18 protein-coding genes are annotated in these 24744 nt (G+C 62.3%); 11 read left to right on the plus strand and 7 right to left on the minus strand.

The genetic code is table 11. The annotated features are described in order from the left end of the window. On the plus strand, positions 1-714 hold the full coding sequence (gene modB / locus BC443_RS01680) for a molybdate ABC transporter permease subunit (RefSeq protein WP_247643194.1): 714 nt from the start codon (positions 1-3) through the stop codon (positions 712-714). Continuing rightward, positions 711-1802 (plus strand): molybdenum ABC transporter ATP-binding protein, encoded by a 1092-nt coding sequence (gene modC, locus BC443_RS01685; protein ID WP_071230101.1) that lies wholly within the window; start codon positions 711-713, stop codon positions 1800-1802. Before modB ends, modC begins: the two co-directional genes overlap by 4 nt. 356 nt (positions 1803-2158) lie before the next feature. Here modC and BC443_RS01690 read toward each other — a convergent pair whose 3' ends face one another. After that, a complete protein-coding gene (locus tag BC443_RS01690; protein ID WP_071230102.1) occupies positions 2159-2863 on the minus strand; it encodes a TetR family transcriptional regulator C-terminal domain-containing protein in 705 nt (234 codons plus the stop codon). A 333-nt stretch (positions 2864-3196) separates the two neighbouring features. On the opposite strand from BC443_RS01690, the gene xdhA reads away from it, so the two are divergent. The 4 genes from xdhA (at position 3197) to guaD (ending at position 9550) form a co-directional block, all read left to right on the plus strand. Further along, positions 3197-4684 (plus strand): xanthine dehydrogenase small subunit, encoded by a 1488-nt coding sequence (xdhA, locus tag BC443_RS01695; protein ID WP_071230103.1) that lies wholly within the window; start codon positions 3197-3199, stop codon positions 4682-4684. An 88-nt stretch (positions 4685-4772) separates the two neighbouring features. Next, positions 4773-7232, plus strand: a complete 2460-nt coding sequence (gene xdhB, locus BC443_RS01700) for a xanthine dehydrogenase molybdopterin binding subunit (protein ID WP_071230127.1) — start codon at positions 4773-4775, stop codon at positions 7230-7232. Then, positions 7229-8179 (plus strand): xanthine dehydrogenase accessory protein XdhC, encoded by a 951-nt coding sequence (xdhC, locus tag BC443_RS01705; RefSeq protein WP_071230104.1) that lies wholly within the window; start codon positions 7229-7231, stop codon positions 8177-8179. Before xdhB ends, xdhC begins: the two co-directional genes overlap by 4 nt. A gap of 45 nt (positions 8180-8224) precedes the next feature. Then, positions 8225-9550: a guanine deaminase gene (gene guaD, locus BC443_RS01710; protein WP_071230105.1), complete on the plus strand. Its 1326-nt coding sequence runs from the start codon at positions 8225-8227 to the stop codon at positions 9548-9550. 49 nt (positions 9551-9599) lie between these two features. On the opposite strand, the gene BC443_RS01715 is transcribed toward guaD, so the two are convergent. After that, positions 9600-10553: a hydroxymethylglutaryl-CoA lyase gene (locus tag BC443_RS01715; protein ID WP_247643195.1), complete on the minus strand. Its 954-nt coding sequence runs from the start codon at positions 10551-10553 to the stop codon at positions 9600-9602. Beyond that, the gene (locus BC443_RS01720; protein WP_071230106.1) at positions 10553-11788 is read right to left on the minus strand and encodes a CoA transferase; all 1236 of its coding nucleotides are present in this window, start codon (positions 11786-11788) and stop codon (positions 10553-10555) included. Before BC443_RS01720 ends, BC443_RS01715 begins: the two co-directional genes overlap by 1 nt. Before the next feature lie 180 nt (positions 11789-11968). Between BC443_RS01720 and BC443_RS01725 the strand changes: the two genes are divergently transcribed. The 3 genes from BC443_RS01725 to BC443_RS01735 all read left to right on the plus strand — a co-directional run bounded on the left by BC443_RS01725 (position 11969) and on the right by BC443_RS01735 (position 15708). Then, complete coding sequence (locus BC443_RS01725; protein WP_083387153.1) at positions 11969-12964, plus strand: LysR family transcriptional regulator; 996 nt, start codon at positions 11969-11971, stop codon at positions 12962-12964. 194 nt (positions 12965-13158) lie between these two features. Continuing rightward, entirely contained in the window at positions 13159-14145 is a 987-nt protein-coding gene (locus BC443_RS01730; RefSeq protein ID WP_071230107.1) for a tripartite tricarboxylate transporter substrate-binding protein, read from the plus strand. A gap of 156 nt (positions 14146-14301) precedes the next feature. Then, entirely contained in the window at positions 14302-15708 is a 1407-nt protein-coding gene (locus BC443_RS01735) for a mechanosensitive ion channel domain-containing protein (RefSeq protein ID WP_071230108.1), read from the plus strand. A 67-nt stretch (positions 15709-15775) separates the two neighbouring features. Here BC443_RS01735 and BC443_RS01740 read toward each other — a convergent pair whose 3' ends face one another. The 4 genes from BC443_RS01740 to BC443_RS01755 all read right to left on the minus strand — a co-directional run bounded on the left by BC443_RS01740 (position 15776) and on the right by BC443_RS01755 (position 20855). Beyond that, entirely contained in the window at positions 15776-17209 is a 1434-nt protein-coding gene (locus tag BC443_RS01740) for a mannose-1-phosphate guanylyltransferase/mannose-6-phosphate isomerase (RefSeq protein WP_071230109.1), read from the minus strand. Between the two features lie 118 nt (positions 17210-17327). Then, positions 17328-18683, minus strand: coding sequence for a UDP-glucose/GDP-mannose dehydrogenase family protein (locus BC443_RS01745; RefSeq protein ID WP_071230110.1), 1356 nt, complete (start codon positions 18681-18683; stop codon positions 17328-17330). 76 nt (positions 18684-18759) lie between these two features. Beyond that, positions 18760-20073 carry an O-antigen ligase family protein gene (locus tag BC443_RS01750; protein WP_071230111.1) on the minus strand — a complete coding sequence of 438 codons (1314 nt, stop codon included), beginning with the start codon at positions 20071-20073 and terminating at the stop codon, positions 18760-18762. A gap of 548 nt (positions 20074-20621) precedes the next feature. After that, a complete protein-coding gene (locus tag BC443_RS01755) occupies positions 20622-20855 on the minus strand; it encodes a hypothetical protein (protein ID WP_071230112.1) in 234 nt (77 codons plus the stop codon). 771 nt (positions 20856-21626) lie between these two features. Here BC443_RS01755 and BC443_RS19185 point away from each other — a divergent pair. Further along, on the plus strand, positions 21627-24089 hold the full coding sequence (locus BC443_RS19185; RefSeq protein WP_071230113.1) for a flagellin: 2463 nt from the start codon (positions 21627-21629) through the stop codon (positions 24087-24089). A 163-nt stretch (positions 24090-24252) separates the two neighbouring features. Then, entirely contained in the window at positions 24253-24489 is a 237-nt protein-coding gene (locus BC443_RS01765) for a hypothetical protein (RefSeq protein WP_071230114.1), read from the plus strand. Positions 24490-24744: the final 255 nt, after the last annotated feature.

Below are 24744 nucleotides of genomic sequence, written 5' to 3' on the forward strand. Positions count from 1 at the left end.
ATGCTAGTTGAGGCGATGGCGCTCTCCGACGCCGAATGGCAGGCGATCGTGCTCAGCCTGAAGATCGCCGGCAGCGCTGTCGGCTGGATCCTGGTCCCCGGCATCGCCGTCGCCTGGCTGCTGGCGCGTCACGAGTTTCGCGGCAAGGCGCTGCTCGACGGCCTGCTGCATCTGCCGCTGGTTCTGCCGCCGGTGGTGGTAGGCTATCTGCTGCTGCTATCGCTGGGTCGCAACGGCTGGCTGGGCCGGTGGCTGTATCAGGGATTCGGCTTCTCGCTCCCCTTCACCTGGCAAGGCGCCGCCGTCGCCGGTGGCGTAATGGCGTTTCCGCTGCTGGTTCGCGCCGTCAGGCTCTCGCTCGAGGCCGTCGATCCCAAGCTGGAAGCCGCCGCGGGCACGCTGGGCGCCAATCGATGGCGGGTGCTGTTCACGATCACGCTGCCGCTGGCAATACCGGGGTTGCTGACCGGCACGGTACTGGCGTTCGCCCGCGCGCTCTCGGAATTCGGTGCCACCATCACCTTTGCCTCGAACATCCCCGGCGAAACCCGCACCCTGCCGTTGGCGCTCTATACGCTGATCCAGACGCCGGGCAAGGAAGCCGCCGCCGCCAGACTCTGCGTGCTGTCGATCGTGATCGCCATGCTCTCGCTGATCGCATCGGAATGGTTGGCCCGCCGTGCCAGGCAGCGTCTAAAGGAGCGCGACCGATGAGCGACGCCAATGCCCTGGAGTGCCACGTACAGAAGCGCCTGGGCGACTTCAACCTCGATATCTCGCTTTCGGTGCCTGCCAGCGGCGTGACGGCCCTGTTCGGCCAGTCGGGCAGCGGCAAGACCAGCCTGCTGAGGCTGATTGCCGGTCTCGACCGCCCCGATGCCGGTCACGTCCGGCTCGGCGAGCGCACCCTGACAGACATCGCGAGCCGCATTCACGTGCCGATCCACAAGCGTCAACTGGGCGTGGTGTTTCAGGAGGCGCGGCTATTTCCGCACTATCGGGTTCGCGGCAATCTCACCTACGGCATGCCGCCGAGCGCTCGCCCGCGGTTCGATGACCTGGTGTCGTTACTGGGCATCGAGCATCTTCTGGAACGCCTGCCGGGCACGCTTTCCGGCGGCGAGGCGCGGCGCGTCGCTATCGGCAGAGCGCTATTGACCCAGCCTCGCCTGCTATTGATGGACGAGCCATTGACTGGGCTGGATGGCGAGCGCAAGCAGGAGCTGTTGCGCTATCTCGTCCGCCTGACCCGGGAAATCGACATTCCGGTGGTCTACGTCAGTCACGACACCGCCGAGATTTCGGCGATAGCCGATCACCTCGCGCTCATCGAACGGGGGCGCCTGACGGCCCATGGTCAGCTGGACGAGCTGATGATGCGGCTGGACCTGACCGACCGGCTGGGCGGCTTCGACGCCGCCACACGCCTCAGCGCCCAAGTGGTCGACCATGACAGGCACTATTCGCTGACGCGGGTCGCCCTCGACGATGGCCAGACGCTGCGCATTCCCGCTATCGAACAGCCGCCCGGCACGCCGATACGCCTGCGCGTCGGCGTGCGCGACGTGGCACTTGCCCATGCCATGCCCGAGGGGACGAGTTATCGCAACGGTCTCAGTGCCGTGATCGAGGCGATCGAGCCATCGCCCCAGGCACCGAGTGCCAGCGAAGTGCGGCTGCGTGTGGGCCGGCAGCGGCTACGCGCCCGGCTCACCCGCCAGGCTTGTGACGAAATGCAACTGGAAGCAGGAAAGACCGTCATCGCACTCATTCGGAGCGTCGCGTTCGATTCGCGATTTTAGTCTGGAAACAAGGGCTTGTAGAAAGCTCGAAAAAGACTGCTCAGGAAATCGGAAATTGAACGTATTTCTTTGTAACTAATGTTTTTCTTCAAATTTCCTATTCGCTTTATGGATCGAACCTCGTATAAACTGCGGATGGCAGGATGCCGCTGCAGCAAGGACGCACCTTCAGGGATGATCCGAGTTCGCACGGAATGCGACTAGGGACAGCATCCAGGGATCGACCGCAGTGCAACAGGACGTTGCCGGCCCTCAAGGTTGAGACTCGACAGGAAGTTGAGCGCGAATGGACTCGCTTCCGATTTCGGATCGAACGGTGATCTACCCATTCCCCTTGCTTTTCACCTGTTTCGCTTTCATCGGCTTCGCTCTGGCTCTCTCTTGCTTTCCCGCTCCTCCTGATTCCCGCACCGATCACGCATCGACGCATCACGCCGGCGGACGCCGCAGCCTTTCAAGATGACCTGACACAGGAAGTCACTGGCCGACCGAAAATCTTCGGCGTCGAGCGCTTCGCGTTGAGTGATGCCGACGATCTGCGTTTCGAAGTCGGCGTAGTGCTGCGTCGCCGACCAGATCAGGAAAATCAGCCACACCGGGTCCACCGGATCCATCAATCCCTGCTCCGCCCACTCGCGGAAAACCTGGGTGCGGGATTCCACCCATTCCCGCATGTCGCCGAAGAGCGATTCCTTCAGAAACGGCGCCCCTTGAAGTATCTCGCTGGCGAACAGTCGCGAGCTCTGCGGGTGGGTCTGGCTCAGGCGCATCTTGCTGCGAATGAAAGCCTCCAGCACCTCCGCCGGATCATCGCCGGCGCTGACATCGCTCAGCATCTCGTTCCAGCGCCACATCGTGCGCTCCAGCAGCGTAATGTAGAGCCGCCGCTTGCTGCCGACGTAATACAGAACGTTCGACTTCGGAAGTCCGGCCGCCGACGCAATCGCCTGAATGCTCGCACCACGGTAGCCATGCCGGGCGAATACACTCTCCGCCGCATCGAAAATGCGCTGTTCGTTGCGCTCCCGAACCGTGGCTTCGGGAAGATTGTGATTGCCCACCTGGGCTCCTTAGGATCCGTTGACGTTTCAGCGTGAACCGCGTTGCTGCGTTATTCGTCGTTCATTGGAAATGACCATAAAACGCTTGAACGGAGACCCGCGGTCGCCTAGTCATTTCCTCGCCACAAGATAACCGACGCCGATGCTATGCTGAATCCAGACGATTGTCTGCCGACGGCGCCGCGCCAGGTCGCGAAAAGAGAGCTTGCCAAGAGCGGCAGAATCAAAGAGGCTGACAAAAGCTGACCGATCGGTCAGGATTTCCCTGCAAGGTCGCCGGTCTTCGTCCCGGCGTCGAATGGCGACCCGTACAATGACAACGGCAGACTTCCGATGATCGAATTCTTTCTCAACGGCCAACGCCAACGCGTGGCCGCCGCGCCCGACACGAGCGTGCTTGAACTGCTGCGCGGACCGGTTTCGCACTGCGGCACCAAGGAAGGTTGCGCTTCCGGCGACTGCGGCGCCTGCACCGTCGCCATTGCCTCTCCGGAAGATGACCGGCAGCCGCTCGTTTACCGCACCGTCAACGCCTGCATAACGCCTGCGCATCAGCTTCAGGGCACGCACCTGATCACCGTCGAAGGTCTCGCTCGCGGTGACGCGCTGCACCCGTCGCAAGCCTCGATGGTCGCCTGCCACGGCAGCCAGTGCGGATTCTGTACCCCCGGCATCGTCATGTCGCTGTTCGCGCTGCACGAACAGCAGCGCGCCACACCGGCGCCACGGAAGCCGCTGGACGACCATCGCCTGGAAGCGGCCCTGGGCGGCAACCTGTGCCGCTGCACCGGTTACCGGCCCATTCGAGACGCCGCCCTGAGCATGGGCGAGCGCCCCGACACTCGCCCGCCCTGGGCCGACGATCCCGAGCTCGAACGCGAGATCCGCCATCTGGCGCCGTTAGCGGGCAGCAAGAATCAGAACAGCAAGAGCCAGGCGCGCTATCTCACTCCGTCAACGCTGGCCGACCTGATAGACACGATGCAGCGTCACCCCGACGCCCGGCTGGTGGCTGGCGCCACCGATCTCTGGCTCGAGGTCACCCAGCGGCTCGAGCATTTCGAGACGCTGATCGATCTGCGCCAGGTCAAGGAACTGCGCCAGATCGAGGAAACCGCCGACGGCTGGTGGATCGGCGCGGCGGTCACTTACCGGGAGTGGGAGCCGCTGCTGGCTGAACACTATCCGGCGTTCGCGCATCTGCTGACCCGGCTGGGCTCGGCCCAGATCCGTAACCGAGGCACCGTGGGCGGCAACATCGCCAACGCCTCGCCCATCGGCGATACCCCGCCCGTGCTGCTGACGCTGGATGCCACGCTGCGGCTGGCCGGCCCCGAGGGCGTGCGCGAATTGCCGCTCGCATCGTTCTTCCTGGATTACAAGCAGACCGCACTCGAACCGGGCGAATGCGTCGCGGCCATCTATCTCCCCAAGCCGCAAGCCGATCTCGAGCAACGCGTCTGGAAGCTTTCCAAGCGGCGTGAAGACGATATCTCGACGCTGCTGGGGGCGTTCCGCTGGCGACTGAAAGACGGCGTGCTGGCCGACGTGCGTGTCGCCTACGGCGGCATGGCAGCGATACCGCTGCGAGTGACTGCCATCGAGGCCGCACTGGAAGGCAAAAAGCCCGACGCAGAGACCTTCGATGCCGCCAGGCAGGCACTGCGCGAGTCGCTTACTCCCATGAGCGACGCCCGTGGCTCCTGCGACTATCGCCTGACCGCCGCCGCCAATCTGCTGGAACGCTGGCGGCTGACGCTGGCCAATACCGATTCGACCACGCCCACGCAGGAGGTCGCTCTCGATGCGTACGCTCACTAAACGGGTCTTCGATGCCTCGCGTGCCACGGATTCACAAGCCACCGCCGAAACCGCCACGGCCGGTGCGGACCAGCCGCAGCAAGCGCCCATGACCGAACCCTCGCTGGCGCCTCGGATCGAATCCGAATCGACCGGCGCCGACGAAGCGATCGGCCGCCTCGAAGGCGACGAGCCGGTGGCGCGCGACACCGTCGCACCGCGCCCGAAGCGACGTGATGTCAACCACGCCCAGGCCCATGAAAGCGGCATCAAGCACGTTACCGGACGCGCCCGCTACATCGACGATCTGCCGGCGCCGCATGGCACACTGCACGCCATGGTGGGCCTCAGCGACGTGGCCCACGGTCGGGTGACGCGACTCGATCTCGGCGCGGTGCGGGCAATGCCCGGCGTCATCGACGTCATCACCGCGCAGCACATCCCGGGGCATCGCGATATCGGCCCGGTCTTCCCTGGCGATCCGATGTTCGCCGACGAGGAAGTGAGCTACGTCGGCCAGCCGCTGTTCGCCGTTGCCGCCACCAGCTATCTCGAGGCACGCCGCGCCGTGAAGGCCGCGGTCGTGGAGATCGAGCCGCTGCCGCCCCGATTCGATCCGGTTGCCGCCGCCGATGCCGGCGAGTTCGTGCGCCCGACGCACGTGCAGATGAGCGGCGACTGGCAGCAGGCGCTGGAGCGCGCACCCCACGTGCTCGAGGCGGAGCAGTTCATCGGCGGCCAGGAGCATTTCTACCTCGAAGGCCAGGCCTGTCTGGTCGTGCCCGGCGAAGACGAAGGCGTCACCGTCTACACATCCAACCAGCATCCCAGCGAGACCCAGAAGCTGGTCGCCGAGGTGCTCGACATTCCCTTCCATGCGGTGACGGTGGAAAACCGGCGCATGGGCGGCGGTTTCGGCGGCAAGGAAACCCAGGCCGCGCCGTGGGCCTGCATGGCGGCGCTGCTGGCACGCCGCACCGGCCGGTCGATCCGCCTGCGCCTGCCGCGTGCCGACGACACCCGTGCCACCGGCAAGCGTCACCCGTTCCACAACCGCTATCGGCTGGGTTTCGACGACGACGGCGTGATCATCGGCGGCGAGATGACCCTGATCGGCGACTGCGGCCATTCGCCGGATCTCTCCGAAGCGGTGGTCGATCGCGCCATGTTCCATGCCGACAACGCCTACTCGCTGGGCGCCGCGCGGGTGACCGGCCATCGCGCCCGCACCCATACGGCATCGAATACCGCGTTTCGCGGCTTCGGCGGCCCCCAGGGCATGATGATCGTCGAGCGGGCGATGGACGATATCGCCCGCCACATCGGCGAAGATCCGTTGACCGTGCGCAAGCGCAACCTCTATCGCAGCGGTCGCGACACCACCCACTACGGCCAGCACGTCGACCAGCATCCGCTGATGGTGGAGATCATCGAGCGGCTGGAACGCAGCAGCGACTACTGGCAGCGGCGGGAGGAGATTCGTGCCTTCAACCGCCATAGCGCCGTGATCAAGCGCGGGCTGGCGCTGACGCCGGTCAAGTTCGGCATCTCGTTCACCGCCAAGCATCTCAACCAGGCCGGCGCCCTGCTCCACGTCTATACCGACGGCAGCGTGATGATCAATCACGGTGGCACCGAGATGGGCCAGGGGCTGCATACCAAGGTGTGCCAGGTCGTCGCCCGGGAACTCGGCATCGACTTCGAATCGGTGCGCATCAGCGCCACGCGCACCGACAAGGTGCCTAACACCTCGCCGACGGCAGCCTCCAGCGGCGCGGATCTGAACGGCATGGCCGCACGCGATGCCGCCACGCAGATCCGCCAGCGCCTGCTCGACTTCGCCGCCGAGCACTACCGATTGGATCGCGAAGGGTTGCGTCTCGAGAATGGGCAACTCGTCTCCGACATCGGCGCGGTGACGCCCGCGGTATCGTGGGGGGAACTGATCCAGGCCGCCTATCTCGGCCGCATCTCGCTGTCGGCGACCGGTTTCTATTCCACCCCGCTGATTCATTACGATCGCGATAGCGGGCAGGGCCGGCCGTTCTACTACTTCGCCTACGGCGCCTCGGTCAGCGAAGTCCGCGTCGACACGCTGAGCGGCGAGTACCGCGTCGAGCGCGTCGATATCCTTCACGACGTTGGCGACTCGCTCAACCCGGCGATCGACCTGGGCCAGGTCGAGGGCGGTTTCATCCAGGGCATGGGCTGGCTGACCAGCGAGGAGCTGAAGTGGAACGACGCGGGCCGCCTGCTCACCGACGGCCCCGCGACCTACAAGATCCCGACCTTCGGTGACCTGCCGCCAGTCTTCAATGTCGAACTGCTCGAAGGCCATCCCAATTCCCAGGCCAGCCTCTATCGCTCCAAGGCCGTGGGCGAGCCGCCGTTCATGCTCGGTATTTCAGTGTGGTCGGCACTGCGCGACGCCCTGTCGAGCCTTGCCGACTATCGTGTCAGCCCGCCGCTGGACACCCCCGCCACGCCGGAACGCGTACTGATGACGGCCGAGGCAATACGAGCCGAAGCACTGCGAGCCGAGAATCCGAACGCCGGAGCGTCGCGATGAGCGCTGGCGGCTATCTCGAAACCCGAGGCAGCTCTCTCGAAGCCCAGGATCGGCACGAAAGCTGGCACGCCGCGCTGCATCGGCTGCAGGAGAGCGGAACGCCCCATGCGCTGGCCAGCGTGGTCGGCGCCGCCGGTTCGACCCCGCGTGAGCCCGGCGCCAAGCTGGTCGTCACGCCGACGGACGTGATCGACACCCTGGGCGGCGGCCACCTCGAACAGCAGGTGATCGAGATCGCCCGCCAGCATCTGGCAACGACACCCGTCTCGTCCGGCACCTATCTGGAAGCGTTCCCGCTGGGCGGGCGCTCCGGACAGTGCTGCGGCGGGTTCGTGCATGTGCTGATCGAAGTCTTCGCCGGCGCCGAAAGCCACCTGACGCTGTTCGGCGCGGGGCATGTCGGCCAGGCGCTGGTGGAACTGCTCGCGCCGTTGCCCTGGCGCATAGACTGGTACGACAGCCGGGCCGAGGCCTTTCCGCACCAGAGCGAGCATGAGAACGGCCACGAAGGCTATCCCGCCCGAGTGCGACCCATTCGGCTATCACCAGATGCCGAAGGCGTGGCACGGGCCATCGCGGCCATTCCACCCACCAGTAACGTGCTGATAATGACCCACGACCACGCACAGGACCGCGACCTGATCGCGGCGTTGCTATCGCCTGAAAACCCGGGTCGCGAGGCGTTGAAATCCATCGGCATGATCGGCTCGAAGAGCAAATGGGCCAGCTTCCGCTCGCGGCTCACCGCCGCCGGATTCGACGACGCCGCGCTGGCTCGGGTTCGCTGTCCGATCGGCCTGGGCGCGACCGTGACCAAGCGCCCCCGGGAGATCGCGATCAGCGTCGCCGCCGAACTGCTGGCCCAACCCCGACCCTCGAACAAGCCGGCGCAGCGCGGCATCGCACCGGAAACCCTGCGTCACACCTTTTCAGCCGCTCGACACTGAGCGACACGACCGTGAATCTTCGGTCGAAAATCATAGGTAGAGATCATGAACACGTACCAACGCCTGCTCCGCGGCCCCCTGTTCACCTGCCTCGGCGATCCCGGAGAGGAGGCGACGCCGCTGCCCGATACCACGCGATATCTGGAGGATGGCGCGATCTGGATCGTCGACGGCCATATCCAGGCCGTCGACGCTTTCGAGGCGCTGGTCGACCGGCTGCCGGCAGGCATCGAGATCGTCGATTACCGCGACAAGCTGATGATGCCGGGCTTCATCGACAGCCACGTGCATTACGTGCAGCTCGACATCATGGCGTCCTATGGCCGCCAGCTGCTCGACTGGCTCAACGACTACACCTTCCCCGCCGAATGCCGGTTTGCCGACGCCGCTTATGCCCAGGCCGGCGCCGAGCGGTTCCTGGACGAGATGCTGCGCGTCGGCACCACGACCGCCCAGGTGTTCTGCTCTTCGCATCCGGTGTCGGTCGACAGCTTCTTCAGCGCCGCCCAGCGTCGCCAGCTACGCATGATCGCCGGCAAGGTGCTGATGGATCGCCACGCCCCGGAGGCGCTGACCGACGACACGCTGGGCGGCGTGCGCGACAGCGAACGCCTGATCGCCGACTGGCACGGCCGCGATCGGCTCAGCTACACCCTGACGCCACGTTTCGCGCCGACCTCCACCCGCGAGCAGCTCGACGCCGTGGGCGGCGTGCTGCGCAACGCTTCGGATCTCTATCTGCAGACTCACCTGTCCGAGAATCGCGGCGAGGTCGCCTGGGTGGCGGAGCTGTTCCCGGAAAGCCGGGACTATCTCGACGTCTACGAGCGGTACGATCTGGTCGGGCCGCGCAGCACCTTCGCCCACGGCATTCACCTGAATGACGAGCAGCGTCGGCGGCTGGCCCAGCGTGGCGCCAACGTCGCCTTCTGCCCGACCTCGAACCTGTTTCTGGGCAGCGGGTTGATGGATCGCCTGGCGTGTCGGGACGCGGGGCTCGCGACATCGCTGGCCAGCGATGTCGGTGGCGGCACTTCGCTCTCGGGGTTCGGCACCCTGCAGGGCGCCTATCAAGTCGGTGCTCTGCTCGGCCAGGCGCTGACCGGCTGGCAGGGGTTCTACCGTCTCACCCTCGGCAACGCGCGGGCGCTGCATCTGGATGACAGGATCGGCAGCCTGCAGGCGGGGTTCGAGGCGGATATCGTCGTTCTCGACCCTGAATCCACCCCGTTGATGGCGCGCCGCCTGTCGCAGACCAAGACCCTGTCGGAGCGCCTGTTCGCCATGATGATGCTGGGCGACGACCGCACGGTCGCGGCAAGCTGGGCCAACGGGCGCCTGGTTCACGACCGCGATGCGGTAGCGGCGTGACTCTCGATTTCTGACTCCCGATTCCCGTGCGCGCGTATCCCGCGGCTTCCTAGCCGATCGCTGCCTCCGGTAGCGGATAACGGCGGTCCGAGGTGCCGGCCTTGACCACCTGGCCCGGCACGTCGTGGCCGATCATCGCCGGCAGCAGTTCGGCGGCGATGATCAGCCGTTCGAGATCCACGCCGGTATCGACGCCCATCTGCTCGAACATGTGAACCAGGTCTTCGGTGCAGACGTTGCCGGTGGCGCCGGGCGCGTACGGACAGCCCCCCAGGCCGCCCAGCGAGGCGTCGAACCGGGTGATGCCGTTCTGCCACGCCACCAGCGCATTGGCTAGCCCCATGCCGCGCGTGTTGTGGACGTGAAGCGTTACCGGCAGCCACGGCCAGCGGCTCAGCGTCTCACGACAGAGATCGGCAATCTGGCGCGGATTGGCCATGCCGGTGGTATCGCAGAGGGAGATCCCCTGCACGCCCAGCGCCAACAGCTTTTCGGTGATCGAAAGCACCCGCTTGAACGGCACCTCGCCCTCGAACGGGCAGCCAAAGGCCGTCGAGATCGAGGCGTTGACGAACACATCGCTACCCTTGGTGATCTCGAGAATATTGGCGAAGCGCTCGAGCGATTGTTCCGCCGTCATGCGCAGATTGGCACGACCATGGCTGTCGCTGGCCGACAGCACCAGATTGATCTCGTCGACACCGCAGGCCAGCGCGCGCTCGGCCCCCTTCTCGTTGGGCACCAGCACGACATAGTCGACCCCCGGCACGCGCTCGATGCCACGCATGACCTCTTCGGCGTCGCGCAGGTTGGGAATCGCCTTGGGCGAGGTAAACGACGTCGCCTCGATCTTCGCCAACCCGGTACGGGACAGCGCGTCGATCAGCCGAATCTTCTCTTCCGTCGGCACGAAGCGCGATTCGATCTGCAGACCGTCTCGCGGCGCCACGTCATTGATGGCGACGCGGGTCTGGGTGTTCGTCCCGGTCATCGAATCGGTCATCAGATCACTCCTCTTTCACGCATTTTCGCCTGGGTTTCGCGGTCGATCCCCAGCTCGTCGAGCACATCCTGGGTATGCTGCCCCAGCGCCGGGCCGCCACCCTCGATCCGACCCGGCGTGCGGCTCAGTTTGGGCAGCACGCCGGGCACCTTGAGCGATTCGCCATCGCCCAGCCGAATGGTCTCGATCATCTCTCGCGCCAGATAGTGCGGATCGGCGACGATGTCTTTGGCCGTATAGGGGTAGCCCACCGGCACGTGAGCGCTCTCCAGCACGTCGAGCACGTAGTCGCGCTCGTGCTGCCGGGTCCAGTCCGCGATCGCCCCGTCGATCAGTTCGGCGTGGCGGCTGCGGCCATCGTTGTGGGCGAAGCGCGGGTCGTCGGCGAGATCCTGGCGGCCGATCGCCGTCATCAAGCGCTTGAAGATGCTATCGCCATTGCCGGCGATCAGGACGTACTCCTCACCCACGCCTTCGCCCGACGCGCAGGGATAGGCATTGGAGGGCGTGATGCCCGGCAAGGCGCTGCCGCTGGGCTCGCGGATCACGTCTGCGCCGTCGTATTCGGGGATCAGGCTCTCCATCATCGCGAACACCGATTCGTAGAGCGCGACATCGATGTACTGCCCCTGCCCGCTGCGATGACGCTCCTGCAACGCCAGCAAGGCGCCGATCACGCCGTACAGCGCGGACAGCGAATCGCCGATGCTGATACCCACCCGCACCGAGGGCTGGTCCGGGTGGCCGGAAAGATAGCGCAGCCCGCCCATCGCCTCGCCGATGACGCCGAATCCCGGGCGGTCGCGATAGGGGCCGGTCTGGCCGTAGCCGGAGATACGCACCATGATCAGGCCGGGATTGCGTTGACTCAGCGTCTCCCACCCCAGGCCCCACTTCTCGAGCGTGCCGGGGCGGAAGTTCTCGATCACGATGTCCGCCTCGTCGACCAGACGCCGCACGATCTCCTGGCCCTCCTCGGAGCGCAGGTCGAGTGCCAGCGAGCGCTTGTTGCGAGTCTGGACGTGCCACCACAGCGAAGTGTCGTCCTTGAGCACGCGCCACTTGCGCAGCGGATCGCCCGTTCCCGGCGGCTCGATCTTGACCACATCCGCGCCGAATTCCCCCAGCAACTTGCTGGCGAAAGGCCCCGCGATCAGCTGGCCCAGCTCCACCACCTTGAGTCCCGCCAGCGCCTGTGCATTGTCGCTGACCGCCTTGTCGTCGCCGGTCGCCATGTCGCTCTCCTCCGTGAATGTCCAACGGTGTCGAAACACCGCTAATGATGTGTCTTCTATCGATGGTCAGAGGTTGACCCAGCCGACGCGCGGCAACAATTAGGCGATCGTCAAGCTAGGCTTCGTCAGCGACGAACGCTACAGTAGGGCGTCAATCGCTCCGCTCCGATGCCAATCGCCATGAAACGACTCGACTTCGTCACCCTCAAGCTATTCGTCGCGATTGCCGATTCGCGCAGCCTGACCCGTGCAGCCGAACGCGAGCACCTGGCGCTGGCGGCGGTCAGCAAGCGGATCAGCGATCTGGAAACGCAGCTTTCGACGACACTGCTCTACCGGCGCCCGCGTGGCGTCGAGCTGACGCCCGCCGGCCACGCCCTGCTCCATCACGCCCGCCACATGCTCGACAGCCTCGATCATCTCAACGCCGATTTGAGCGAGTACAGCGTGGGGATCCGTGGCCACGTGCGCCTGCATGCCAACACCTCGGCGGTGATCGAATTCCTTCCCGACGACCTGAGCGATTTCACCGCGCGCTACCCGCAGATCCGCATCGACATGCAGGAGCGCTTGAGCCACGAGATCATCGCAGCGGTGCGCGACGGCCTCACCGATATCGGCATCTTCTCCGCTCATATTCCCGCCGAAGGATTGTCGATCCACCCCTATCGCCGGGATCGGCTGGTCCTGGTCACGGCCCGGGATCACCCGCTGGCCACACGCCAGCGCCTCGCCTTCGCCGAGACGCTGGATTACGACTTCATCGGCCTGGAGCAGGACTCCTCGCTTCACGCCCTGTTGCACCAGGATTCCCAACGTCTGGCGCAGCCGCTGCGGATGCGCATCCAGGTACGCAGCTTCGAAGGCATCTGCCGGATGATCGATCGCGGCATGGGCATCGGCATTCTCCCGGCCCGCGCCGTCGCCGCCTATCGGGAAAGCCTGTCGCTGGCGACGATTCCGCTGATCGACGAGTGGGCGGAACGGGAACTGGTCATCGGCGTCCGCGATCTGGAGGCCCTGCCGCTGATCGCCCGCCAGATGGTCGAGCACCTCGCCGGCGCCAGTTCGCGGGATCCCGGCCCCGATACTGATACTGACGCCGATGCCGATGTCGGTGCCGATGCCGAAGACGCCCGCAACTCGGCTTCCGCTGGTGTTACGACGAAGGTGTAAACCCTTCGAAAAGCGCGAAGGCTCGCTTGTTCAAATGCCAATTTTTCCCGCCGACGCCGCTCGCTAGAGTCCTCTCGAGACACACCGCTGCGCCATGTTCGCTGTCGATCGATCGTGAGCAGCGGCCAGAAGGCAACGAGCAACGAGCAACGAGCGAAAGCGCAGCTCGATAACAACACGAAGAGGAACACGCCATGACCCCACGTAGCCTGAAAACGCTGATCGCCGGCGGCCTGCTCTTGAGCGCCGCCAGCACTTCCCAGGCCTTCGAGCAGAGCGGCAAGGTAGACTGCATCGCCCCGGCCAATCCCGGCGGCGGCTGGGACTTCACCTGCCGCTCCGTCGGCCGGGTGCTCGGCGATCTCGGTCTGGTCGACGGCAACGTGCAGACCACCAACATGCCGGGTGCCAGCGGCGGCGTCGGCTTCTCCCACGTGGTCCAGAAGCGCGCCGGACAGGAGAACCTGATCGTCGCCGCCAGCACCGTGACCACGACAGGCCTGGCACGCGGCCAGTTCCCGGGAATGAACGCCGGCATGGTCAACTGGATCGGCACGCTGGGAGCGGACTACGGCGTGATTGCGGTCGCCGCCGACTCTCCCTATCAGTCGCTCAATGAAGTCATGGCAGCGCTCAAGGAAGACCCGCGCGCGCTGACCTTCACCGGCGGTACTGCTTCCGGCGGCTGGGATCACCTGAAACTGCTGATGACCGCCAACGAGGCCGGCGTCGATGATCTGGCCCGCATCGCCTACCTGGGCTACAACGGCGGCGGCGAGGCAGTGACCCAGACCCTGGGCGGCCATGTGGACGCCTTCACCGGCGACATTTCGGAGGTGGTCAGCTTCATCGAATCCGGCGACCTGCGCCCCCTGGCGATCCTCTCCGAAGAGCGCCTGCCCGGCAAACTGCACCAGTGGCCGACGGCACGCGAACAGGGCATCGACACGATCGCCCCCAACTGGCGCGGGTTCTACATGCCGGCGGACGTCTCCGAAGACGCCTATGAGTGGTGGGTGGACACCGTCGACACGCTGTACGCGAGTGACGAGTGGAAAGGCGTCATGACGCAGAACGGCCTGATGCCCTTCGAGATGCATGGCGAAGCCTTCACCACGTTCGTCAACGACCAGATCGCCCAGATCGAAGACATCTCGCGCCAGATCGGGCTTTCCCAGTAACCGTAACCTGCCCCACGCGCTCGCTCGGGTTCCCGGGCGGGCGCGTTTGCCTGCGAGCCGCGAAGGCTCTCGAACAAAACTGCCTGCCGCGACGAAAGTTGTAGCCAAACCGCCTACGCTTGAATGAATCGATCCTCGTCATCAACAGGCTCATTCATGAATGCATCGGTTACCAATGCAGCGTTTATCAATACCCTGATCGTGCAGTGGCTTGATGCGCTGCCTTTCTGGATCATGGCAGCGGCCATCATCGGCGTGACCATCGTCGCCCACGTACTGCTCAAGTACATTCACTTCCGCCTGCGAAGGCTCAACGACAGTCGTCTGCATCTGATGAGCACGACGGCAATCGCCATCCACCCACCGCTGGTTGCCGTCCTGTGGACATACGGATTGTTTGGCGCGGCGTATTTCCTGATTCCGCCAGCCGTGCAGGGTCACTCGCTGATCATGACGGCGGCGCACTTCTGCGCGGCGCTGCTGGGTGTATGGCTGCTGGTGCGAATGTCACGACGTCTCGTCAAGGTCATGGATCGCTGGGCCGGCCGGCGCAAGTCGATGCTGGAACGCTTCCTGGTGCCGTTCATGGTGAGGTGCCTGGCAGTACTGATACCCATCTTCGTCCTGTTCTCGTTGTTCCCGATTTTCGTCACCTCGGTACGCCTGGACACGGCGCTGCACAACCTCGCCAGCCTGATCCTCATCGCCAGCATCGCGGGCATACTGATCCACGGCGTCAACATCAGCGAGCGAGCGCTGAGCGAACGCTACCGCTTCGGTGACGAGGAGGACGCTATCGCACGCAAGGTGCATACCCAGATCACCGTGCTGCGCAAGTTGATCAACTTCATCATCATCGTTCTGGCCGTCGCCTCGATGATGATGGTGTTCGAGAAAGTCCGCCAGCTCGGCACCAGCATTCTGGCCTCGGCAGGCATTCTCGGTGTGGTACTGGGCTTTGCCGCGCAGAAGGTGTTGGGCAACCTGATCGCCGGCATCCAGATCGCGCTGACGCAGCCGGTGCAGCTGAACGACGCGGTGATCGTCGAAGGCGAATGGGGCTGGGTCGAGGAGCTGACGCTCACCTATGTCGTCGTGAGATTGTGGGACTGGCGGCGGCTGGTCCTGCCGATCACCTATTTCGTCGACCACGCGTTCGAGAACTGGACACGCCGCGACAAGGACCTCATCGGAACGGTCATCCTGTACGCGGATTACCACTTGCCCATGGAGCCGCTGAGAGAGGAAGCGCAACGTCTGGCGGAAGCCTCGCCGTTGTGGAACCGCCGCGTCTGCGTCGTGCAGACACTGGAGATGACCGAGCGCAACAAGCAGCTGCGCGTGCTGGTCAGCGCCACCGGCGGGCCCAACACGTTCGATCTGCGCTGCGCGATCCGTGAAGGGCTGATCGATTTCATCTGCCGGCACTACCCGGAGTATCTCCCCACCGTGCGTCTGCAGATGCCAATGCGCAACGGCGGCAACGAACCTCAGCCGCCGCTGGCGGAAGCCATGGGCGACAACGCGCTACCCAATGACGCCGACGGCCAGCCGAATTCCTGAGTTCGATCCTGATGTGCAATTAGAGTTCTGACGTTCAAGTAGCCCTCAAGTGGCACTCAAGTGGCGCTCAATCGCGATGATAGGCGTCGTCGAAGCGCTCGATATCGTCTTCGCCGAGATAACTGCCGCTTTGCACTTCGATCAACTCCAGCTCGATCTTGCCGGGATTCTCGAGGCGATGAACCACGCCAAGGGGGATATAGGTGGACTGGTTCTCTTCCAGCAGGAATATCTCCCCGCCGCGCGTCACCCGAGCGGTGCCGCGTACCACGATCCAGTGCTCGGCACGATGGAGGTGCTTCTGGAGTGACAGCCGGCCGCCGGGGGTCACCCGGATATGCTTGACCTGATACCGCTCGGCGGCATGCACGCCATCATAGCTGCCCCAGGGGCGATGAACACGGCGATGCTGGTCCCACTCGGGGCGATTCTGGCGCTTGAGCGTTTCCGCGATGACCTTGACCGCCTGCGCGGCGTCCCGATGCGCGACCATCACCGCGTCCGGCGTCTCGATCACCAACAGATCGCGTATGCCGACCGCCGCCACCAGACGGCTGTCGCTGTGAATCAGGCAGCCGTTCACGTCGTCGGCGACCACATCGCCGCGAAGCGCGTTGCCGTTACCATCCTTCGGGGAGATCTCCCACAACGACTGCCAGGAGCCCACATCCGACCAGCCTGCGTCGAGCGCAACCACGCTGGCGTCCGCGGTATTTTCCATCACGGCGCAGTCGATCGACTCGGCGTCACAGCCGACGAAGGGCTCTGCCGCGACCCGCAGGAAATCGAGATCGGCCTGGCGCCCTTCCCAGGCTTTCGTGACCGCCTCCAACATCGCCGGACGCTGCTGCTCGAGTTCCTGCAGGTAGCGGTCCGCTCGCATCAGAAACATGCCGCTGTTCCACAGGTAGCGGCCGCTGGCGACATACGCCTGTGCGGTCTCCGCATCGGGCTTTTCGACGAAGCGCCGGATCGGCATCGCCTCGGTGCCGGACGCTTCGTCCGGCTCGATGTCGATACCGGTCTCGATGCCTATTTCGATATAACCGTAGCCGGTCTCCGCACGGGTCGGCGTCACGCCGAACGTCACCAACCTGCCCTGCCTGGCCGCTGCCTGCGCCGGCACCATCGCCTGAATCAGCGCCTCGGGGCTGGCGATCGCATGATCGGCCGGCAATACCAGCATCAGCGCAGCCGGATCACGGCTCATGGCCTGCAACGCAGCCAGCGCGATGGCCGGTGCGGTGTTGCGCATCGCCGGCTCGAGCAGGATATCCGCCGACCAGCCCGCTTCACGCAACTGCTCGGCCACCAGAAAGCGGTGCGCCTCCTGACAGACGACGATCGGCTCCGCGACATCCAGAGGCTCGAAGCGCGCCAGCGTTTCCACCAGCATGCTGCGCGCCCCCGTGATCCGGAGGAACTGCTTGGGATGGCTCGCCCGCGACATCGGCCACAGGCGAGAGCCGGAACCGCCGGCCAGGACAACGGGAATCAGCATGGGCACATCCTTGGCTTTGCTGTGGTGGAAGAGCGCTCGACGCTATCGAGCCTAGCGACAAAAAAGCCCGACACCAAACGGTATCGGGCTTCAGGCGATGACATGAAACTGCCTGGCTTCAGTGGGCCTTGCGCTGACCGACCTGCAGCGAATCGCCACGCCCCACCGCGAAGTAGAGCAGCCCGGCCGCGCGGACTTGTGCCGGCTCGAACAGGTTGCGCCCGTCCACGATGACCGGGGTCTTCAGCGTGCGCTGCAAGTGGGCGAAATCCACCGTGCGGAAGGATTTCCACTCCGTGCAGATCACCAGGGCATCGGCCCCGTTCAACGCCGCGTCGCGCCCATCGGCCAGCATCAGGTCGCTGCGTTCACCGTAGATGCGATGACATTCTTCCATTGCCTCCGGATCATAGGCCTGAACCTTGGCACCCGCCGCCCAGAGCGACTCCATCAGGTGACGGCTGGGCGCTTCGCGCATGTCATCAGTATTGGGTTTGAACGCCAGCCCCCAGACCGCCACCGTCTTGCCTTCCAGCTGCCCATCGAATGCCTGGTTCAGCTTGCCGAACAGGGTCGCCTTCTGGCGGTCGTTGACGGCTTCGACGGCATTGAGCAGTTGCGGGTCGTAACCGATCTGGCTGGCAGTTCGCGCCAGCGCCTGAACGTCCTTCGGGAAGCAGGAGCCGCCGTACCCGCAGCCGGGATAGATGAAGTGGTAGCCGATTCGCGGATCGCTGCCGATGCCACGGCGAACCTGTTCGATATCCGCTCCCAACCGCTCGGCCAGGTTGGCGATCTCGTTCATGAAACTGATCTTGGTCGCCAGCATGGCGTTGGCGGCGTACTTGGTCAGCTCCGCGCTGCGCACGTCCATGAACATCAGCTTCTCGACGCGGCGGTTGTACGGGGCATAACACTCCCGCATCAACGACTTGACCCGATCCGACTCGGTGCCCACGACGATACGCGCGCCATGGGTGAAGTCCTCGATGGCTGCGCCTTCCTTGAGAAACTCCGGGTTCGAGCAGACATCGAAGTCCAGCTTGGCGCCACGCTCGGTCAGGGTGCCGGCGATGGCTTCATGAACGCGGTCCGCCGTACCGACCGGCACCGTGGACTTGTCGATCACGACCTTATAATCATCCATGTACCGACCAATGGTCCTGGCGACCGCCAGCACATACTGCAGATCGGCACTGCCATCCTCATCGGGCGGCGTGCCCACCGCGATGAACTGCAACGTGCCGAACGCCACCGCCTCCGCCGCATCGGTCGTGAACGATAGACGCTGCTGGCCGACGTTCTCGATGACCAACGTTTCCAACCCGGGTTCATAGATCGGAATCTCGCCCTGCTTGAGGCGCGCGACCTTTCCTTCGTCGATATCCATGCACATGACTTCATGGCCGGCATCAGCCAGGCAGGCGCCAGTCACCAGGCCCACATATCCGGTACCGAAAATCGTGATTCGCATTGCTATCCCTTCAACCGTCGTATGCAATCAGCGTGTAAAAAGCGCGGCTGACCGCGCTTGGTGCCCATTTCAGGCCTCATGGTAATCGGTTTTTGCCGACATGGCCCGAATCGCCCGGGGAACGCCAGTACAGCGTGAGGAGTCCTGCCACGATCAGGTTGTGCACGTAGATACCCGTCCAGAAGGAGAGATAGGACTCGAACTGATTGACCACCAGCCAGTAAAAGAAGAAAGCCAGCGCAAACAACGCCACGTCGTTGGGCATGTCGCCGCGCTTCCAGGCTTTCCAGCTGATGACAGCAACCCATGCGACCAGCGCGCCCATCACGGCCAAGCCGAGCACGCCATAATTGACCAGTGTCTCCAGCAGGAAATTATGCAAATGGCCGAAGTGCGCTTTCACGAACTCGGGAAGCCACGACGTATGATCGATGACCAGCTCGCGCCCATTGCTACCCCATCCCAGCCACGGTCTTTCAGCGATCCAGTGCGTAGCCGCGACCCAGGAATGAATCCGAATACCGATGCTGGTATAGGGGAGCGTATCCAGCTTCCCGGAGAGCAGCTGCGCGATGACCTGATCCTCGGTGAACACCCGGTCAGTCAGCACATGCCCGAACGAAGCGGCGACGATCCCGCCAGCCACCACGAGAACAACGCCAATGGAAATCGTCGTTCGGTTCCATAGACGGACCTGGTAACGCTTCCTGGCGTACCATCCGACCACTGCCAATGCAACGACCGAGGACACCAGCAGCGCCAGCCAGACGGCTCGAGTCTGACCGAACAGGATCCCCACCAGTGTCATCAGCGTCAGCCCCAGCCAGAGGCATGCACGCCCCCATCGAAGCCCGCCGGACCAGCAGAAACGCCTGGCAAAGGCCATGAGCCCAATCAGCGCGACCCCAAACAACATCGAGGCATGCTGATTGTTCTGGATGCCAAAGCCGACGCGCTCGCCCTGCAGGCCAGCGGCCCATGAATCACGCCCTTCTGGGAAGATCACCGTCGTCAGCAGGAACGCCAGGAGCGCCAGCCCCCAGACCCAGAAAACATGGCGGAGACTCCCACGCAGCCACCAGGCAATGGCAATGAAAATAAAAAGCTTCGCCATCCGCTCGGTATCCGGGTTGGGCCTGGCCCACTGGGGATGATCGGCAATGGCGAGCCACCAACTGAGAAGCTGCACCAGGCAGATCGCAACCAGCAAGCCCAGGGCAGCGCTCCTTCGGCGCCAGCCACCAAAAATCAACAGGGAAACCAGCCCTAGAAAAGCCATATAAGGCTCGATGACATCTTTCAGCGGGTGCGCTGCAATACCCAGAGCGGCGTATACCAATACCAGTGCAAACCCCAGCCGCCAGAGACTCTTGGGGCAATCCCAACCCATGCCGTTACCTCACAAATTGAAAACAGAGCAACATTAAACCGCGCCCACCGGGTCCCATGTTTTCCGGTAGGCAGCGAGGTTAATGAACCCTCGATAACTTGTCAGCAGAATAATATCGGGATCTTACCGGGGGCGGCTTTCGATGGGTTGCCGGTCTCCCGACGCCCGAGCAGCAGGCGCCATGCCCTGCCTGAAGCCATCGCAGCGCCTGGAGACACCGCCGCCGCTGCCTTGGCTTCACCGCATCCCTGGCGAATGAAAGCAAAGCGGCTTCTCGATGGTTTCTTCACCGCGAATTCAGTAGAACGAGCAAAACAGAGAACCGCATGGCGCTGGGCTGGTTTTATCTCACGGTCTTCCTCAACGCCGTTATCTCTCGTTTCCCGTTAATATCCTGACGGCAGACAATCCGGCTTGATGACCCTATCGATAACAAGACATGCACCAGTGGAGACACTGAGCGCCTCGGCAGTCTCAGAAAGAGTTAAAACCCAGTTTAAAACCGACCCGCCGTCATCGAAACAAGCCATCTCGCCGGATAATGAGACTTATCGAATTCTCTTGTACTCCAGTAACGTGCTCAGCATTTCATGCACACAGCTCTGGCTCAACGCGTACTCGGCCATCAGGCTGTGCAGGCGTTCCTCGAACGCCGGAAGCGTATTTTCCGGCTCCGCTTCTACCGATCGACCGGATCGAGACCCACCGTCGAGATCACGGAGCGCCTGGGCAAAAGCATCATCGAGTTCACGAAACTTACGGAGTTTTTCACGTTCATCCATCGTGCGAGGCATAATAATTAATTGGGATCCTGAAAAATGGCCCGAAACGGGCCGCAACAAGCCTGATTAATAAATAGTTGTGACTAGCGTAGAACGGAATGAATAATTTGCTGCCGAAAAATAATCGATGACTATCCAAAGAGCCAGCCCAGTCTAGCCAAATTCGCCTCAAAAATCACCAAAGCCGCCCCCGTTCAGGCAAGCCAGTGAATCTCATTCCGCCTCGGCTATCAAGCCCAGGCGGCTTCGAACGGGTTGGAGAGAAAGATCTGTAACGGAAGGTCTGTAACAAAAGGCCTACTAGGAAGACCTGTAGGGAAGGACCTGTTGCGGCTCCAGCCCCCCGGACCGTCCAGATCGCCAGCGATACCGCAGGCCAGATCAACGCCACCACGAAAGCAGCATCACGGAGACCGGGCGCGTCCGGGCTATCGAACGCCACCGGAGCGGAGCGCCATACGATGAAACGCCACATCACTATAGATCGGCGCCGGCATCGCGCCTTCCACACGGGGCATGGCCGAAGCCGGGGCTACCCAAGTGGCTTTCTGCGCCCCGCTTCACGCCAGGCAGCCAGGCACTTCTCGAAGGCCGAATCCATGCTGCGCACACGAACATCAAAAATTTCTCAAATGGGCCTAAAGCAAAATTGGGTAGCGCCGATAACAGGGGTAACGGCCACGGGGCCGTTGCAGCAGGATCCGGCATTACCTGCCATCGCGCAGCGGATCAGGCCCAAATTGCCCTCTCATGTGAGAAAGGAATACGACAATGGCAGTTATCAATACCAACATCACCTCGCTGATCGGTCAGCAGAACCTGAACAAATCAGCCAGTTCTCTCCAGACCGCCATGGAGCGTCTTTCTTCCGGTTCGCGCATCAACAGCGCCAAGGATGATGCAGCCGGTCAGGCCATCGCCAACCGCATGAGCAGCCAGATCACCGGCCTGTCTCAGGCACAGCGCAACGCCAACGACGGTATCTCTCTGGCCCAGACCACAGAAGGTGCGCTGAATCAGGTCAACGACAACCTGCAGCGCATCCGCGAGCTGACCGTTCAGGCGACCAACGGTACCAACTCGCAGGACGATCTCAATTCCATCCAGAACGAAATCAATCAGCGTCTAGACGAGATCAACCGTATCTCCGACGAGACGGGTTTCAACGGCACCAAGGTGCTCCAGTCTGATTCAGGGTTGAAAATTCAGGTCGGCGCGAACGACGGTGAAGCGATCACCATCAACCTGAAGGAAATCAATGCCGAAACGCTGGGCCTGACCGGCTTCAACGTCAATGGCAAGGGCGAAGTTGACAACACTGCAGCTACCAAAGATGACCTGACCCTTGGCGGCTTTGAATCGCAGGGTGTCACCAACGGCGTTGAGCGTTTCACCAACGAGCTTCAAAATACCGCAGCGACCGCTAGCGATGTTCTGGGCAGTGTCTCTGACGGTGCTGAAATTACCTATTCAGGTAAGAACACCGGTATGGGGTCAGCGGCGACCGTAACTGGTGGCACCTATACTTATGACGCCAACTCCGATAGCTATAGCTTTGATGCTCAGGATGCTGCCTTCTCAGATGTGGCCAAACGCCTGATTCCTAGTGAAGCTGGCGCCACCAATACCATGACCATCAATATCGAAGATGGCTCAGGTGGTGGCACTCAGGATGTCGTTGTCGACAGTGATGGCAACCTGTCTTCTGCCGACACGGGCGACGCACTTTACCTTACCGCGGATGGGAACCTATCTCAGACCAATACGGATGGCTCTGGCGGTACACTTGCTCGTGCGACAGTTGATAGCGTGCTGGAAAGCATGGGAGCGCAGTCTGTATCTGCGCCATCAGCACCCACATCAAATGTTGTTACTGGCGCCAACGCTACTAACACTGTTACCTTTGGTGCACTTACAGAGGGCCAATCGGTCACGATTAATGACCTGACTTTCACTGCGGGTAAAGGTGGGGCAACAAATACAGAGGTCGCTAACGCATTCTCTACTTATCTTAACAATAATGATGCCACTGTTTCTCAGGGTGAATTTACAGGCGATGCTACTGGCTTCAACGGACTAACAAACATTACTGTCAGTTCGAACAGCAATGACCTAGTCTTCACTGCTAGCGGTGGTACTGGAGATGAAACAGTACTGGACGCTGCCAGTGTAGGTGATTCAACCACTGCTACTATTACAACTGACGGCCAAGCAGCCGGCACCGGCGGCAGCATCACTTTCAACGGTACCACGTATAGTGCCGACACTGCGAACGGTGCCATTGACGTAAAAGACGCCACTATCAGCGCCGACAAGCTGGCTAAACAGATGGAAGGCAGTACCTTCACCGTGAATGATGGAGGTAACGAGTTCGCTGTTGACGCCAATGGCAACGTTGATCGTAATTTGCAAGCACTGCAAATCACCACAGATTATGGTGATGGAACGGACGCGGCTAGCCTAGACGTCGAGTTCGGCAACATGAAGGCGGGGGATGCCTACACTTTGGATGGTGTCACCTTTACCGCAAGCCAAGACGTCACCGCCGAACAGGTAGCTAACGCTTTCGCGACAGCAATCAAAGATGGCGATTTTGACTCGGGCTTGGGTGATTTCGGTGCCTCTCCGTCATTCAACACTATGGACACCTCTAGCGACTACACCACCTCAGTTGATAAAGGTACTCTTACCATCACCACCACAAGCAGCAGCGATGGTAGTGGCACTTCTGCTTTTGATACTGGCGGTAGCGATGTTGCTACTACAGGAAGCGCAACGGTAAACACTAACACTACAGATGTTTACAGCAATGCTGATGGTGCACTGGTCACCGAAGCCTCTTCTACTATTGAGCGATTCGTTCAAGAAGATGGCACTGTAACGGATGGCAGCGCCCGTCAGGTCTTCGTTGGTCAAGAAGGCGAATTGACCTTTGACGCTGTTACTGAAAGCGAGCGTTCAGAAAACCCCTTGGGGCAACTTGATGATGCACTGTCTCAAGTTGATTCTCTTCGCTCTGACTTGGGTGCCATCCAAAACCGCTTCGATTCGGCGATCACTAACCTGAGCACCACCGAGACCAACCTCTCTGCTGCTCGCTCGCGCATCGAAGATGCCGACTATGCGACCGAGGTGGCCAACATGACCAAAAACCAGATTCTGCAGCAGGCGGGTACCTCGGTCCTCGCGCAGGCTAACCAACTGCCGCAGTCCGTACTGTCTCTGCTGGGTTAATTCCCTCAGCGGTAACGGTAGTCATCTAGGCCGGCGCAAGCCGGCCTTTTTGCATCCTGCTTTCGATTGCCGAGCAGACGACAAAATGCTTCTTTAATTGGCCCAATGACTGACGCTTCAGTGTGTTTTCATGTGTCAAACCCATCCTTTCCAGGTAGTTCCAATGACAGTGGAAGACTATGAATTCGTGTTGGCAGAGCTGCAGCGGCTCATCGACGATGCCAAGGCGCTGATGGCGAAATTCGAAGCTGCGGAATTCAACCAGCAACTGCCGGGTGAATACGACGCACTACATGAGCTCTATACCCGGGCGGTGAAGGCTCAAAAGCGTTATACCTATGAGGCATTGGATCTCATCGAAACCGACACTTCGGCATTGGAAAATTTTAATTTTAATTAAATTATATCAACTTCAATAAACAGTACGTACCTACCGATTCGTCACCCTATACTCTTTTTATTCTTTTTATATGCTCTAGGCCTCATTCCTCACTTCAGAATCCTGGGTTCCCGTCGATAACTCCAGTAATCATTGTCTTCACCGTCTCTGCGCTGGCACGCGAGGGGTGATGACAACCTGATCTTGCCCAGCGTTGGTGGACACCGACTTAAGCGATCATTCGGGCCTCGAAGGCCACCGGGCTGATCATCCCGA

It is taken from the genome of Salinicola sp. MIT1003 (genome assembly GCF_001858555.1).
In the GTDB taxonomy this organism is placed as follows: domain Bacteria; phylum Pseudomonadota; class Gammaproteobacteria; order Pseudomonadales; family Halomonadaceae; genus Salinicola; species Salinicola salarius.